This window comes from Aestuariivirga litoralis, assembly GCF_003234965.1.
Taxonomy (GTDB): domain Bacteria; phylum Pseudomonadota; class Alphaproteobacteria; order Rhizobiales; family Aestuariivirgaceae; genus Aestuariivirga; species Aestuariivirga litoralis.
Genome location: NZ_QKVK01000008.1, coordinates 201,230 through 216,430 on the forward strand (window position 1 = coordinate 201,230; position 15,201 = coordinate 216,430).

The 15,201-nt window shown below is 67.5% G+C and carries 13 protein-coding genes; 3 read left to right on the plus strand and 10 right to left on the minus strand.

What is annotated here, in order from left to right; genetic code table 11:
• Positions 1 to 207 precede the first annotated feature (207 nt).
• The 3 genes from DK847_RS16785 to DK847_RS16795 are packed head-to-tail and all read right to left on the minus strand — an operon-like array spanning position 208 to position 3,294.
• Complete coding sequence (locus tag DK847_RS16785; protein ID WP_111199683.1) at positions 208 to 1,266, minus strand: ABC transporter substrate-binding protein; 1,059 nt, start codon at positions 1,264 to 1,266, stop codon at positions 208 to 210.
• The gene (locus tag DK847_RS16790; protein ID WP_111199684.1) at positions 1,263 to 2,633 is read right to left on the minus strand and encodes a sensor histidine kinase; all 1,371 of its coding nucleotides are present in this window, start codon (positions 2,631 to 2,633) and stop codon (positions 1,263 to 1,265) included. Before DK847_RS16790 ends, DK847_RS16785 begins: the two co-directional genes overlap by 4 nt.
• The gene (locus DK847_RS16795) at positions 2,623 to 3,294 is read right to left on the minus strand and encodes a response regulator transcription factor (RefSeq protein ID WP_111199685.1); all 672 of its coding nucleotides are present in this window, start codon (positions 3,292 to 3,294) and stop codon (positions 2,623 to 2,625) included. The genes DK847_RS16790 and DK847_RS16795 overlap by 11 nt, the downstream gene beginning before the upstream one ends.
• Before the next feature lie 121 nt (positions 3,295 to 3,415).
• Between DK847_RS16795 and DK847_RS16800 the strand changes: the two genes are divergently transcribed.
• From DK847_RS16800 to DK847_RS16810, 3 genes are read left to right on the plus strand one after another with little or no spacing between them, the layout of a single operon-like run.
• Positions 3,416 to 4,384: a tripartite tricarboxylate transporter substrate binding protein gene (locus tag DK847_RS16800; RefSeq protein WP_111199686.1), complete on the plus strand. Its 969-nt coding sequence runs from the start codon at positions 3,416 to 3,418 to the stop codon at positions 4,382 to 4,384.
• A 36-nt stretch (positions 4,385 to 4,420) separates the two neighbouring features.
• Positions 4,421 to 4,867, plus strand: a complete 447-nt coding sequence (locus tag DK847_RS16805; protein WP_161957339.1) for a tripartite tricarboxylate transporter TctB family protein — start codon at positions 4,421 to 4,423, stop codon at positions 4,865 to 4,867.
• A complete protein-coding gene (locus tag DK847_RS16810) occupies positions 4,867 to 6,372 on the plus strand; it encodes a tripartite tricarboxylate transporter permease (protein ID WP_111199688.1) in 1,506 nt (501 codons plus the stop codon). The genes DK847_RS16805 and DK847_RS16810 overlap by 1 nt, the downstream gene beginning before the upstream one ends.
• Positions 6,373 to 6,378: 6 nt before the next feature.
• On the opposite strand, the gene DK847_RS16815 is transcribed toward DK847_RS16810, so the two are convergent.
• The 7 genes from DK847_RS16815 to DK847_RS16840 all read right to left on the minus strand — a co-directional run bounded on the left by DK847_RS16815 (position 6,379) and on the right by DK847_RS16840 (position 14,966).
• Positions 6,379 to 7,947: an alpha/beta fold hydrolase gene (locus DK847_RS16815; RefSeq protein ID WP_161957340.1), complete on the minus strand. Its 1,569-nt coding sequence runs from the start codon at positions 7,945 to 7,947 to the stop codon at positions 6,379 to 6,381.
• Between the two features lie 56 nt (positions 7,948 to 8,003).
• On the minus strand, positions 8,004 to 8,492 hold the full coding sequence (locus DK847_RS16820) for a hypothetical protein (RefSeq protein WP_245414652.1): 489 nt from the start codon (positions 8,490 to 8,492) through the stop codon (positions 8,004 to 8,006).
• A 69-nt stretch (positions 8,493 to 8,561) separates the two neighbouring features.
• Positions 8,562 to 9,146 carry a disulfide bond formation protein B gene (locus DK847_RS16825; RefSeq protein WP_111199690.1) on the minus strand — a complete coding sequence of 195 codons (585 nt, stop codon included), beginning with the start codon at positions 9,144 to 9,146 and terminating at the stop codon, positions 8,562 to 8,564.
• Positions 9,146 to 9,304, minus strand: coding sequence for a DUF5993 family protein (locus DK847_RS20810; protein WP_193548209.1), 159 nt, complete (start codon positions 9,302 to 9,304; stop codon positions 9,146 to 9,148). Before DK847_RS20810 ends, DK847_RS16825 begins: the two co-directional genes overlap by 1 nt.
• A gap of 234 nt (positions 9,305 to 9,538) precedes the next feature.
• A complete protein-coding gene (locus tag DK847_RS16830) occupies positions 9,539 to 12,091 on the minus strand; it encodes an FAD-dependent oxidoreductase (RefSeq protein ID WP_111199691.1) in 2,553 nt (850 codons plus the stop codon).
• Between the two features lie 23 nt (positions 12,092 to 12,114).
• The gene (locus tag DK847_RS16835; protein ID WP_111199692.1) at positions 12,115 to 14,070 is read right to left on the minus strand and encodes a glutamate synthase-related protein; all 1,956 of its coding nucleotides are present in this window, start codon (positions 14,068 to 14,070) and stop codon (positions 12,115 to 12,117) included.
• Complete coding sequence (locus tag DK847_RS16840) at positions 14,046 to 14,966, minus strand: class II glutamine amidotransferase (RefSeq protein ID WP_111199693.1); 921 nt, start codon at positions 14,964 to 14,966, stop codon at positions 14,046 to 14,048. The genes DK847_RS16835 and DK847_RS16840 overlap by 25 nt, the downstream gene beginning before the upstream one ends.
• Between the last annotated feature and the right edge of the window lie 235 nt (positions 14,967 to 15,201).

The following is a 15,201-nucleotide window of genomic DNA, read 5'->3' on the forward strand; positions in this document are numbered from 1 at the left end:
GATCAAGAACCCCGCGCCTTCTATCTCCCATCTCACCCGTTCAAGAAGTGTCTTGGTCCGCAAGTGTGTGATCTCAATCCAAGGTGACGCGCATGACCGACATCCGGCGGATGACCGACGTCTCGATGCGGACGATGCGGCGCTGGTGGTCATTTGGCAAGGTCCCGCCCCACCGCGCCCGCCAGACACCCTTGCGCAGGGCCCAGATCAGTGCAGGCCCAGTGAATCATTCCACACCCGCAGCAGCCGCTGGCGCTTCTGGCGGTCGCTGACGGCGAGCAGGTCAGGGCCTATGGGGATGGGCCTGGTGATGCCGGTCTGGCTCTCGGCACGGGCGGCGTCGATGCCATCGGGAAGCGGTGCCCCCTGGGCGAAGAAGAACGACTGGCGCAGCACCACCTGCTGGCCCCGCAACGACAGCAGGTAGTCCAGGAAGGCCTCTCCTGCCGCGCGGTTGGGCGCTGCCGCGGGCACGAAGGCGGCACGGCTCAGCACCAGGGTGTAGTCGCGCGGCAGCACGATGCCGATGGGTGCACCAGCCTTCATCCGTGCATAGGCATAGGACCCCAGCAGATTGTAGCCGATGAGGATGCGGCCCTGCTCGATCTCCTCCAGCAGCTCGCCGGTGCAGCAGAAGAGTTTCACGCGGGCGCGGCCGAAAGCCTCGATGAGGCGGCCGAAGCTGCTTGACTCCTGGGCGTCGAAGAAGGCGAAGAGATAACCGATGCCGGATTGCGCGATGTCATAGGTGCCGACCTTGCCGTCGAGCCTGGCGCTGTCGCGGCGCAGCAGGTCGGCCAGTTCGTCACGCGTGTGCGGCACATCCTCCGGCGGCAGGAGGTTCCTGTTGTAGACGATGACGGCGGGCTCGAAGGTGAAGCCGAACACCTCGTCGCGCCAGCGCGCGTGGGCCGGCAGGCGCTGTGTTTCGCGCGAGTCGTGGGCCCCAGCGCAGCCGTCATTCGCCAGCTTGACCATGTGGTCGACGGAGGATGAGAAGACGAGGTCGGGCAGGTCCTTGCCGGTGTCGCAGGCGGCGGTGAGGCGGGCGAAGAGATCGTTGGTCAGCGTATCGACATAGGTGATGGCGACCTGCGGATTGAGCGACTGGAAATCGCGGATCAGCGGCCCCATCGCCTCGATGTCGCCGGAACCCTCGATGCGCAGCCGCGCGGGATTGTCGAGGATCGAGGGAAATTCGAAGGTCTCGGCCAGCGCCGCGGGGGCCCCGGCCAGCATGAAGAGGAGTGCGACAAGCCATCTCATGCGGCGTCCTTCCCGAACACCATGCGCACGGCGAAGTCGCCACTGGTGAGCCTCGCGAATTCGAGGCGCGCCCCATGCGCCCTCGCCACGTCCGCCGCGATGGCAAGCCCGAGGCCGAAGCCCTCGCCGTCGCCCGCGGCGCGCCAGAAGCGGCGGGTCACCATCGGCCAGTGCTGCTCCGCGATGCCGGGCCCGTCATCGGCCACCTCCGCCACGATGGTGCCGGCCTCGCGCCGCACCGACAGGCGAAGCCGGCTCCGGGCGCCATGCTGGATGGCATTGTCGATGATATTGCGCAGGGCCTCGCGCAGCGTCACCGGGTCGCCGTCGATCCATACGGGGTCTTCCGGCAGGTCGAAGTTCACCGCAATGTCGCGGTCGAGGGCGGCAGGCACGGCATCGGCCGCGGCCTGGCGCAGCACGTCGCGCAGGTCGAGGCGCTCCGGCGTGGCGCTGCGGGCGCGGTGGCTCACCAGGGTCTGGCTCAGAAGCTGGTTCGCGAGCCGCCCGATCTGCGCTGTGCGCGCCGCGATGCGCTCGATCTGGTGCTGGCGCCGCTCCGGCGAGGTTTCCACCTGCAGCAGGTCCACCTGGGCGGAGAGCGCGGTGACGGGCGTGCGAATCTGGTGTGCGGCATCATCGATGATGTGGCGGAGGTCTTCCATGCGGTCCGACAGCCTGGCGATGAAGCGGTTGATGGCCTGCACCAACCCGGAGATCTCCGGTGGCGCCTCGACGTCGAGCGGGGTCAGGTCATTGGGCTGGCGCGCCGCGAGGGCGGCGGAAATGCGGTGCAGCGGCGACAGCGCGAAGCGGGCCGCCGCCGCCACACCGGCCAGCGCGATCACCGACATGATGCCAAGCAGCAACAGGGCACGGAGCGTGAGGTCGCCGACGAGTGCCGCGCGGCTTGCCGTGGTGTGGGCCACCACCACCGTCGCCCAGCCGGGCTGCGGTGCACCGGCCATGAACTGGCGCAGCGTGGCGATGCGCACGGCGGTGTCGCGGTAGGTGGCATCCCACAGGTCGTCGCCCGGTGTCCCGGCGCGCGCCGCGGGCAGGTCGTCATAGCCCGTCAACGTCTCGCCGCCGGGCCCCACCACGCGATAGAAAATGCGCTCCTGGCGCGACAGCGACAGCGCGACGAAGGCCGATACGGGAATGTCGGTGGTGATAGCACCGTCCTCGATGCGCAACGTCTCGCGGATCTGCTCCGCCGCACCCACCAGCAGGCGGTCATAGGCATTCTCGGCGGCGCGCTGGGCATAGTTCGACGCGGCATAGGCCAGCAGGGCCGCGCCGGCGAGCAGCACCGCCGAGATCGCCGCCATGAGGCGGAGGAAGAGCGAGGAGCTGCTAGCCCTCATGCTCTACCGCCTGGTAGCCCATGCCGCGCAGCGTTCTGATTTCAAGCCGCGCCGGGCCAAGCTTCCTGCGCAGCCGTCCGACATAGAGCTCGATGGCATTTTCGCCTGGCTCCTGGTCGAAGCCGAAGAGCTGCTCCATCAGCTCTGCCTTGGTGAAGAGCTTCCGCGGGCGCAGCATGAAGACTTCGAGCAGCGCCAGCTCGCGCCGCGTCAGCTCGCAGGGGCGGCCGGCCACCGTCACGCTGCGTGCCGCCTGGTCGAATTCCACGTCGCCGAGCCTCAGGAGGCTCACTGCTGCACCGCCGCCGCGCCGCAGCAGCGCCCGCACACGCGCCTCGAATTCGCGGAAGTCGAAGGGCTTGGTCAGGTAGTCGTCGGCGCCATAGTCGAGCGCGCTCACCCGGTCATCGATGCGCGAGCGAGCGGTCAGCATCAGCACCGGGGTCGTGGCGCCCCGGGCCCGCAGCCCGCCCAGCACGGCAATGCCATCCTTGCCCGGCAGCATCACGTCCAGCACGACGAGGTCGTAAGCCTGCACCTCGAGGGCAGCCTCGGCATCCGGTCCGGTCCTCTGCCAGTCGACGGCGTGGCCCATGCGCTGCAGCCGCGCGGCCACCGCCTCGCCCACGTCGACAGTGTCTTCCACCAGCAGGATGCGCATGCCGGCAAGTCTGACAGTTACATGACAGTTTGCAAGCCTAAGGAGGGAAGTGACGGATCATCGATCACGCACGCCGGGCAAGAACCCGGCGGCACAACGCACGTCACATGGGAGAAACACAATGATCAGACGGACCTTCTCGCACGCCCTCTTCGCCCTGTCGCTGATGGCGGGCGCCTCCTTCCTCACCGGTGCCGCGCAGGCGATGGACAACCTGCGCATCATCGCCCCCGCCAAGCCCGGCGGCGGCTGGGACCAGACGGCACGTGCCCTGGCCGAAGTCATGGCCGCCGGCGGCGCCAAGGGCATCACGGTCGAGAATGTGCCGGGCGCCGGCGGCACCGTGGGCCTCGCCCAGCTCATCGACCAGGAAAAGGGCAAGCCCGACGTGCTGATGGTGAACGGCCTCGTGATGCTGGGCGCCATCCTCACCAACCAGTCGCCCGTCAACCTCGGCATGACCACGCCCATCGCGCGGCTCACCGGCGAATATGAGGTGATCGTGGTTCCCGCCGCCTCGGAGGTAAAGACGCTGGCCGACCTCGCGGCAAAGATGAAGGCCGATGCGGGCTCCGTCGCCATCGGTGGCGGCTCGGCCGGCGGTACCGACCACATCCTGGCGGGGCTCGTCGTCAAGGCGGCCGGCGGCGACGTGACCAAGCTCAACTATGTGCCCTTCTCCGGCGGCGGCGAGGCGCTGGCGGCCATCCTCGGCGGCCATGTGGTGGCGGGCATCAGCGGCCTCAGCGAATGGAGCGGCCAGATCGCCTCGGGCGAGCTGCGCGTGCTCGGCATCTCTGCCCCCGAGCGCCAGGCCGGCATCGACATCCCGACGCTGAAGGAACAGGGCATCGACGTCGAACTCGCCAACTGGCGCGCCATCGTCGCCGCGCCCGGCATTGACGATGCCCAGAAGAAGGCTCTTCTCGACGCCGTCGACCAGGCGGTGAAGAGCGATGCCTGGAAGAAGGTGCTGGCCGACAAGAAGTGGACCGACCTCTATCTGCCTGGTGACCAGTTCGCCCAGCTGATCGAGAAGGAAAACGCCCTTACCACCGAGGTGCTGAAGAGCGTCGGACTCGTCCAGTAGGCCCGGACGCCCGTGAACGGTTCCCGCAGCAGGTCCTTGGCCGGTCTTCTGATCGGCCTCGGACTGATCGCCATCGCGGCAGTGATCGCGGTGGATGCGATGCACATGCGCGTGCCCCCGGTTCACGCCCGGGTGGGGCCGCGGGTATTCCCGTTGCTCGTCTCCTGTGGCCTTGCCCTGTCGGGTGCGGCCATCGCCTGGCAGGCATGGACCCGCACCTTCCTGGTCGAGGCGCAGGACACGGACTGGGGCGCGGTAGCCATCATCGCGGCGGGCCTCGTGCTGCAGATCAACCTGCTGAAGCCGCTGGGCTTCATTCCCGCCGCCATCATCCTGTTCATGGCGGTGTCCTTCGCCTTCGGCAGCCGGCGCTTCCTGCGTGACGGCGTGGTGGCCGTGGTGCTGGCGAGCGTCACCTATCTCGCCTTCACCCGGCTGCTCGGGCTGCAGCTGCCGCCCGGCGTTCTGAAGGGACTGCTGTGATGGAATCCTTCAGTGCACTGATGGATGGCTTCGCCACCGCGCTCACCCCCATCAACCTGATGTGGTCGCTGGTCGGCGTCACGCTCGGCACGCTGATCGGCATCCTGCCGGGCATCGGCCCGGCGCTCACCATCGCGCTGCTGCTGCCCGTCACCCGCACGCTGGACCCGACAGGGGCCTTCATCATGTTCGCCGGGCTCTATTACGGCGCCATGTATGGCAGCTCCACCACCTCCATCCTGCTCAATACGCCGGGCGAATCAGGCTCGATCATCACCGCGCTGGAAGGAAACCAGATGGCGCGGCGCGGGCGGGGCGCGGCAGCCCTTGCCACGGCCGCCATCGGCTCCTTCGTGGCGGGCACGGTGGGCACGCTGCTGCTCAGCTTCCTGGCCCCGGTCTTCGTCAAGCTGGCCATCATGTTCGGCCCGGCGGAGTATTTCGCCCTCATGGTGCTGGCCTTCGCCACGGTGTCGACGCTGCTCGGCGCCTCCATGGTGCGCGGCATCACCAGCCTGATGATCGGGCTCGCCTTCGGCCTTGCAGGCACCGACATCCTCACCGGCCAGCCGCGCCTGGTCTTCGGCATTCCCAGCATGCTGCGCGGCATCGACACGGTGGTGGTGGCGGTGGGCCTCTTCGCGGTGGGCGAGGCGCTCTACATGGCCTCGCGCCGCGACCTGCGCGAGGCGGTGATCCTGCCCATCCAGGGCTCGCTGTTCATGACGCGGGAAGAGTGGCGCCGCTCCTGGAAGCCCTGGCTGCGCGGCACGCTCATTGGCTTTCCCTTCGGCGCGCTGCCGGCCGGTGGCACCGAGATCCCCACCTTCCTGTCCTACTATGTCGAGAAGAAGCTGGCGAAGAACCCGCGCGAGTTCGGCCAGGGCGCCATCGAGGGTGTGGCGGGCCCCGAGGCCGCCAACAATGCCGCCGTGGCCGGCGTTCTCGTACCCCTGCTGGCACTCGGTCTTCCCACCTCGGCGACTGCCGCCATCCTGCTCGCGGCCTTCGAGCAGTATAATCTCCAGCCGGGACCGCAGCTTTTCACGGCCTCGGGCTCGCTCGTCTGGGGGCTGATCGCCAGCCTCTACATCGGCAACGTCATGCTGCTGGTGCTGAACCTGCCGCTCGCCGGGCTGTGGGTGCGGCTGCTCTCCATCCCGCAGCCGCTGCTCTATGGCGGCATCCTGGTGTTCTCGACGCTGGGCGTCTACAGCCTCAGCAATTCGGTGTTCGACCTCGTCCTGCTGTTCGCGGTGGGCGTGATCGGCTTCCTCATGCGGCGTTATGACTTTCCGGTGGCACCCGCCATCATCGGCCTCATCCTGGGGCCCATGGCGGAGGCGCAGTTCCGCCGCGCCCTCACCATCAGCCAGGGTGACCCGTCGGTGTTCGTCACCCATCCGCTGTCACTCGCCCTGCTGGTCATCGCCCTGCTGGTCCTGCTGGTGCCGGCGGTGATCAGCCTGGTACGGGCGCGCAATGCCGCCGCACCGCTCGCCTGAGCGCCGTCAGCCCCCGCTGAAGGGAGATCGGTCCTCGCGGCAGGCAGTGCCGGTGGGCGGCAGGGCGAGGTCGACCAGGTAGCGCGACACGACGTCCTGGGCGCAGCGGTTGGGGTTCAGCAGCACCGTGTGCCCGAAGCCGAGCACCGGCAGCAGGCGCGCATCCGCCAGTTCCTGGGCCAGCCGCACCGAGCTGCCGAAGGCGGTGGCAGGGTCGAAGCTGTTGGCAATCACCAGCACGGGCTTGTCCAGCGGCACGTTCCACGGCCCGGCATAGGGGGCGCTGGCCCGCGCCGTCCAGCCCCGGCAGGCGGCGCCGAAGGGCCAGGGCGAAAGGCCGGCCCGGCGGAAGCTCGCCTCCACCTGCGCGACATTGGCCGCGAGGCTTTCCGGATTCGGGCTTTCGCCGCAGATCACGGCCAGCTGCCGCCCGCCGCTGGTGACGTAGGTCTCGGCCGCCGCAGCCGCACTGGGCGCCGGCTGGGTGCCTGGCTCGGCATCCGGGGCGGGTGCCGCCTTGGCATCGCTCGTCCACAGGGCCTGCAGCAATTCGGCCACGGCCCGGTAGCCGGGAAAGCGGTCGAAGCCCGGCAGCGGGTCGACGAGATAGACCGAGCTCATCACATAGCTGACGATCGCGCCGTCGCTGGCAGCCTCGCCCTCGTGCACGATGCCGCCGGTCCTGGCACGCTCCAGCAGTGCGGCCCATTTCTGGCGCGTCGCCGCGGGCGATCCGGCAGAGAAGGCGCAGTCCTTTGCCGATGCCTCGCCGCAGGCCCGCATGAAGGCATCGACGGTGGCCACCGCGCCGAAGTCGGACCCCAGCCGCACGAAGGTGGACAGGGCCGGGTCCTCGCCCGCATTGCCCATCCAGGCCGAGGGCGCCACGCCGCCATCGAGCACCGTGGCGCGCACGTGGCTGGGGAACATGTTGATGTAGGTGGCCCCGAGGAAAGTGCCGTAGGACGTGCCGTAATAGCTGATGCGCTCCTCGCCCAGCGCGCGGCGCAGCAGGTCGAGGTCGCGGGCATTGTCGGCGGTGGAGACGTGCTTCAGCAGCTCGCCGCCCCTTGCGATGCAGGCTGCGTTGAAGGCGGCCCGCACCTCGAACTCATGGGCAAGCGCCTCGGGCGTCGTCGCAATGCCGCTGCCGAAGTGGGTCTCCGCGAAGGCCGCCTCCGCCGCGGCCGAGTCGAAGCACTGGATGACGGGCCGGCTGCGGCCGCCCATGCCGCGCGGGTCCCAGCTGATGATGTCGAAGCGGTCCCGCACCTCCTCGGGGAAACCGTGGATCGACGCCGGAAGATACTCGGTGCCCGCATCACTCGGCCCACCGGGGTTCCAGAACAGCGTGCCGATCCGCTCGGCTGGCCGCCGCGCGGGGTGCTTGATGACCGCCAGCGTGAAGCGTCCGGCCTCGGGTGTCGCATAATCCATCGGCACCTCGGCTTCCGCGCACTCGAAGGCCGCCGTGCTGGCCGCGCCAGCCGCTGCAGGCGGGCAGGCGCCCCATGTGAGAAGGGGCACCGCCTCGTCTGCCTTTGCCGGCGCCATGCCGGCAATCATCGTGAGCATGAGGCCCAGCCCCATGCCCACGCATCGGTTTGCGCGTCCGGACGGCACGGCCGGCGTCAGGTCAGCCTGATGCGCAGCCCGCTCAGGTCGATCGAGGCCATGAAGCCCACCTGCTTGCCGGAGACTTCGAGCTCCACCCCGCGCGAATTGCGCAGGCGCGCGACGGATCCGCCGCCCGCCGCCGCCAGCCCGGCGCCCACCGCCGAATAGGTGCCGGCGATGTCGCTCGCGCGGCGCAGGTGGCGCACCCGGCCCACGAAATCGGCCGATGCAATGCCGATGGTGGCGCCGAAGCTGATGCCGCCGATGCTGAGCGGATATTTCTTGCCGTTGAAGGTCAGCGTGCCGGTGCCGCCGCCCATGCCGAGGATGAAGCCCGCCCGCGTGATGCGGAAGGCGATGCGGCCGGAACTGCCGGCTGCCGCCGAGGCTTCCGCGGCACCCACCGCGAGGGGGGCGAGCAGCAGCGTGGCGACGCCGCCCAGCACCTGCCGGCGCGACAGGCCGGTCTCGTCGTTGTCATCGGGAAGATCGGTCATGGTCATGGAGTGTCCCTCCGCTGTTGCTAAAGACAACTCCCTGTTTGCCCGAAGTTGGGGCGCGCGGCAATCGCCTCAGTGGCGGAACAGGTCATAGGCGGTCGGGTCGTCCGGCAGCACCCATGCGAAGCCCTCGAGGAAAACGATCATCACGGCGTTGATCGCCACCACTGCGAGGAAGGCGAGGCCCGCGGCAGTGGCGAGCCGGGCGGCGGGACTTTCCTGCTTCGGGGCCTGCGGCAGCGCAGCCGGGGCGAGAATGCCCAGAATTGCGCAATAGATGATCACCACCGCGAAGGTGATGAAGGCCCAGCTGTACATGTGGAGCCCGAGTACCGGCGCGCCATAGCCCGTGTCACCGGGCAGGATGTGCAGCATCACCTGCCGCCCGCCAAAGACGGCACCCGCAAAGGCGCCCAGCGTGCCGAGGCCGAGGCCCTGCATGTAGCCGACGGTTGTCAGCGTGCCCGCCTCAGCCTGCCGCACGATCCACCATGCGCCCAGCGTGCTCAGGATCATGGCGTAGCGCTGCAGCATGCAGAGCGGGCAGGGCAGTTCGCTGTAGGCGAACTGGATGAAGAGCGCGAGGCCGAGGATCACCGTATAGCCGAGGATCCACAGGTTGAGGCTCCAGTAGACGAGGCGTGAGAGCAGGTTCATCAGAAGCTCAGCCCCAGCGACGAGGTCACGTGATAGCGGAACAGCCCGATCATCAGCACCAGGGCGACCAGCCACAGGCCGAGCACCAGCCCACGGTGCGCCTCGCGCCAGATGGCGAATGCCGTGACGAGAAGAACGAAGAGAATGATGATGTCCATGCCGCCCCCACTTGGCATTCCACGGGTCACCACCCTCTCGGCCGTCACCCCAGCGAAAGCTGGGGCCCAGCTTCCATCATCCTGCGTGATGAAGGAAGCGGGATTCCGGCCTGCGCCGGAATGACGGCATGGAGGGAAGTGCTGTGAAGAATGCTCCCGAGCCCAGAAACAATCTATCCCGATTCTGCCCGAGAGGACAGAACCGGGATAGCGAAACGTCAGAGCTGAAACCGATTATTCGGCGGCTTCGATCACCGTGCCGCGCTTCTGGCCGGCAAGCGGGATGCCGAAGGCCCTGGAGCTCGCAAGCGTGATGGCGCGCAGGTCTTCGGGCTCGATGTTGCGGACATCCGTCTTGCCGGTGCAGCGCGCCATGATGGAGGCTTCCGCCGACATGGCGTTGATGATCGAGGCCGCACCATCGGCGCGCTCGGCGTCCGTGCGGTCGCCGAAGAAGGCGATGCCGCCCGGCACCATCTCGCCGCCCAGCGCCATGCCCAGCGTCAGGCCGATGGCGCCGGCCTTGGCGCCAAGCCCGATGCATTTTGCGACATCGGTGCCGGAGCGCACGCCGCCGAAATAGACGAAGTCGATGTCTTCCTCACGGTTCATCTTGCGCACGATGCGCATGGCATCACGCAGCACGCCGAAATCGGGGTAGCCCTTCAGCTCCGGCCACTCGCCCGCGATCCCTGACGAACCATCGAGCACCATCATCTCGAGATCGTGCTCGAGCGCGAAGGGAATGGCCTTGTCGAGGTCATGCGAGTTGGCAACGAGGCCGGTGATCATGCCCGGCTGCTTCGCGATCTTGAAGGGCCTGAAGCCCTGCGGCATGACGTAGACTTGGCCCACGGCACCGGGGTTCGGCGTGTCGCCGGGCTCGAGCAGTTGCAGCCACGGCGCCTTGGAATGCGGCAGCGGTTCGCGGGTGAGATAGGCGGAACCCACGGTGCTGAGCGCCTGGCCGAGGCCGTTCTTGGCCTCGGCGGGGAGCGCGTCCAGCCCTGCGGCGATCACCGGGATCTCGAGCTTCACCTTGCCCGCAATGTCGGTCGCCGTGTTGCAGGCATCGCGATAGGGGTCGATGACGAGGCGCGACAGGTTCGCCGGCAGCAGCACCAGGTCGTCGAAGGACGCGTGGTGGTTCTCGGGGAAGGGATTGGCCTTGGGCTTCAGCCGCTTCTCGAGGATCGCCGCCTGCGTCTTGATGTCGGTCACCGGTGTCCTGGCCATCACGAAGATGTCCTCGCGCGTCTTCACCGAGTAATCCGACGAGCCGGTCTCGGCATCGCAGCGATAGCAGCGCGCGGCCTCTTCCTTCGCGGTGACGTCGTTGTAGGTCGTCTCGATCTCGGGGAAGGAGGAGGGGTTCTCGCCCAGGCCGTTGAATTTCTGTTCGCGGCGCGGGAAGACTTCCCAGTTGATGTCCTGTGCCGCCGGAACGCGGCGCGTCCTGTAGGGCGTGCGATAGGGCAGCGGCTCGGCGATGCCGTCGAGGAACGACTTCACGTAATGCGCGGCGCGATGACCGTGCATCATCGCCATGACGATGGTGGAGCCGCCGAAGGCGCCGTCACCCGCGGCGAAGACCTTCGGGTCCTCGGTGCGCATGGAGTTCCAGTCGGTCTTCACGCGGTCGCCCGCCATCAGGCCCTTGGCGTCCAGTTCGGCGCTCTCGGCCTTCTGGCCCACGGCCATGATCACCATGCCGCAGTCGATGTCGCGCTCGGAGCCCGGAACCGTCTCGGGCTTCCTGCGGCCATCGGGGCCGGGCTGGCCCATGCGGGTCTCCACACAGCGCAGCGCGATCGCGCCGCCCTTGTCGACGACCTCCACGGGCTGGGTGTTGTAGATCACCTCGATGTTCTCGAGGATGGCCTGGTGCAGCTCTTCCTTGCGGGCCGGGATTTCCTTGGGGCCGCGGCGATAGACGACCTTCACTTCCTTCACGCCGGGCATGCGGAGTGCCGCGCGGCAGGCGTCCATGGCGACGTCGCCGCCGCCGACCACGATGACCTTCTCCGGCAGCGTCGGGCGCTCGCCCGCATTGATGCGGCGCAGGAAGCCCACGCCGTCGATCACGTTCTTGTGGGTCTCGCCGGGGATGACCATGGGCTTGCCCCACCACGAGCCGATGGTCATCAGCACCGCGGCATGGCGCTGCTTCAGCTCATCTAGCGTCACGTCCTTGCCCAGCGTCACGCCGCAATGCAGGTGAATGCCCGGGCAGTGCTTGAACAGGCGCTTCATGTCCTCGGCGATGATGCCGGGCGGCAGGCGGAAGCCGGGAATGCCCCACACCATCATGCCTCCGGGCTTGTCCATCATCTCGTAGACATGGACTTCGAAGCCCGCTTCGGCCAGGTCCTGCGCGGCGGTGAGGCCGGCGGGGCCGGCGCCGACGATGCCCACCGTCTCCTTGCGCGTCACGTGCACGGGCGGGAGATGATGATCATTGCCGAGCTTGTCCATCACGTAGCGCTTGAGGTTGCGGATGGCGATGGGGCCATCCGAGTCCGCGCGGCGGCAGGCCGGCTCGCAGGGCGCGTCGCAGACGCGGCCGCAGATCGAGGAGAAGGGGTTGGTCGCGGTGATGGCCTCGAAGGCCTCCGCATATTTCTCTTCCCAGATGAAGCCGATGTAGGAGGGCGCATCGGTGCCCACCGGGCAGGCCACCTGGCAGGGGGCCGGAACGAAGTGCGGGTCTTGCACATCATCGCGTGCCGGCGCCTTGGGCGGGCGCACACGGTTGATGTCGTACACGGTGATGACGTTCGTGCTCATCGTCTTGGTCCTGGTATGGAGGATCAGGAGGCCCTGCGGAGGTCCTGGTCGCGCTCGCGATATTCGGGGTGATAGGGAAGCCTGGTGATCGCGGCCGCCTCGGGCGTCAGCGCCACGAGGTCGTCGCGGCTCACCTGGTGCGGGTCGCTGTAGCCCAGCGCGTGGGTGATGGCGGCAATCTGCCAGCGCACGCTTTCGAGGTAGTGGTGGATGTTCTGGGCTTCCACGGGGATGTTGTAGCGCTTCTCGTGCTCGGGGTCCTGCGTGGCGATGCCGGTGACGCAGGTGCCGGCATGGCACTGGAGGCAGGCAATGCAGCCGCCGGCGATGATCGCCGAGGTGCCCACCGCCACGGCATGGGCGCCAAGCGCCAGCGCCTTGATGGTGTCGATGCCGTCCTTGATGCCGCCCATCAGCACGATGGGCATGTCGAGCCCGCCCACCTCGGTCAGCGCATCGCGCGCTTCCTGGATGGCGGAGAGCGTCGGGATGCCGACGAATTCGAGCACCTCGTTGCCCGCCGCACCGGTCGAGCCCTGCATGCCGTCGAGTTCCACGAAGTCGAAGCCGTCCTTCCACGCGATCTTGATGTCGTCGCGCACGCGCCCCGCGCCCAGCTTCACCGAGACCGGCACGCGATAGCCGGTGGCCTCGCGGAATTCCTCGACCTTGATGACGAGGTCGTCGGCGCCCAGCACGTCCGGGTGGCGCGAGGGCGAGCGCAGGTCGATGCCCGCCGGGATGCCGCGGATGCGGGCGATTTCCGGCGTCACCTTCTTGGCCATCAGCTGGCCGCCGAGGCCCGGCTTGGCACCCTGGCTGATGTAGATCTCGAGGCCATTGGCCTTCTGCATGTCGTGGATGTTCCAGCCAAGCCGACCGGCGAGGCACTGGTAGATCAGCTGCGAGGCCTCCTCGCGCTGCTCCTTCGACATGCCGCCTTCGCCCGTGTTCTCCGAGATTCCGGAGAGGCGCGAGGCGATGGCGAGTGCCAGCTTCGCCGACTTCGACAGCGCGCCATAAGACATGGGCGCAATCATCACCGGCATGGAGAGCTTCAGCGGGTTGGCGCCCGAACGGCCGCCCACCTCGGTTTTCATATGCACCTTGGAGAGCACGTCCGGATCGGTCATGGCGCCGATTCGGATGTCCTTCTTGAAGGCGATGTCGGAAATGTGCGGCATGGGCCGCGCGGCGCCATAGCCGCGGATGCGGTAGCGGCCGATCTGCGACTTGATGTGGATGTCCTCCTGGACCTTGGCGTTCCAGTAGGAATTGTCCGCAAAGCTCTCGAAGAAGGGAATGGCGCGGCGGCGCGGCTCGGTCTTGGGGTAGCGCAGCTTCTTGCCGGCGTTCACGATCTTCTGGAAGGTGCCGGTGAAGGGGATCTTGTACTTGTCGAGGAAGGCGAGGATCTCATCGCGCTCCTTGGCGGGAAGATCGGTGAGCATCGCGTCGGTGCCCATCTCACCGATCTTGCCGGCGACATAGATGTCGCCGCCGGTCATGTCCTGGCCGACCTTCTCGCCGGAATTGCCGAGGATGATCAGGCGGCCGCCATACATCATGTAGCCCGCCATGAAGCTGGCGTTGCCGCAGGCCAAGAGCGTGCCGGCCTTCATCACCTGGCCCGCGCGCGAGCCGATGTTGCCCTTGACCACGATCTCGGCACCGCGGATCGCGACGCCCGGAATGGCGGACGCATTGCCATTCACCACGATCGAGCCGTTGAGCATGTTGTCGCCCACGCCCCAGCCGACATTGTTGTCGACGAGGAAGCGCGGTCCGTCCGTCAACCCGCCGCAGAAATAGCCGGCGGAACCGCGGATATGCACGTTGATAGGGGACGTCAGCCCGACGCCGATATGGTGCCGCGCGTCGGGGTTCAGCACCTCGACGTCGATGCCGTCTGCGCCATATTTGCGTAAGCGCTCGTTGGCTTCGCGGACGGGCGTTACGCTGAGATCGATCGTTGCCATGTGTCGTAGGTTCCGGGAGCAGGTTCAGAGGTGTTGAGGGCGCGGCCGGGGAAGAGGCGGTTGAGCGACACTTCTTCAGACGCGATGGCGATGATCTTGTCGTCCTCGTACTTGACCATCGGCTTGGCCGCGAGCTTGTCCTTGGCATAGCCGATCTCGTCCTTGGTCGAGACGAGGAAGGAGAAGGTGCCGTCGAGGTCGTCGATCGAGGTCTTGAGCGCGTCCTTCAGCGTGAAGCCGTGCTTCAGCTTGTCGGCGAGGTAGACGGCGATCAGTTCCGAGTCATTGTCGGTGTTGAAGAAGTAGCCCTGCTTTTCCAGCCTGCGGCGCATCTTGTAGTAGTTGGTGATCTGGCCGTTGTGGACGATCGAGATGTCGGAGAAGCCGGTGGCCCAGAAGGGGTGTGTGGCTTCGGGTGCCACGTCCGACTCGGTCGCAAGCCGCACGTGGCCGATGCCATGGGTGCCCTTGAAGCCGTCGATCTTGTAGACATTGTCGACGTCGAAGGCGCCGCCCAGGTCCTTGATGATGTCGAGGCTCTCGCCGATGGAGGAGAGCTTGGCGGCATGCTCCATCTCGAAGGCGAACTTCTGCAGGTCGCCGTCGAACTTGACGAGCACCGCGAAGGACGAGCCCTTGTGCTCCTCCTCCACGATCTTGGCCTGGAACTCGGTGAGCTTCTGCTTGACGCGCTCAATCGCCGCCTTGGCCTCGTCCCCGTCGCCCACGATGAAGCGCAGGCGCAGGTGGCCCGGCACCGGGTCACGGTAGAGCGAGAAGCCCGTGGAGTCGGGTCCGCGGTGCTGGCAGGCATCCAGCATGTCGATCAGCGCCTTGCCGACCCGGGCATCGGCAGCAGCGCTGCCCTTGTAGAGAATTCCAGCGATTCCGCACATGGGGGGAGCCTCCGTCCTCGATGAAGAACACAGTTGAGCGCGCACCCTAGGGCAACCGGCCGCGACTCCGCAATAGCAGAGGCAACTTTATTTCCCCGGATGAATCAGTTTTCCGTTCACATTTGCGGCAGCGACCGCCCGCCGCCCCAAGAGGGCTACTTCTCCGGGAACAGGAAGGTGAGGCCGGCGCGCGCGCCCCAGCCGGTGGGACCTTCGCCCTCGGGCGTGTGCGCCC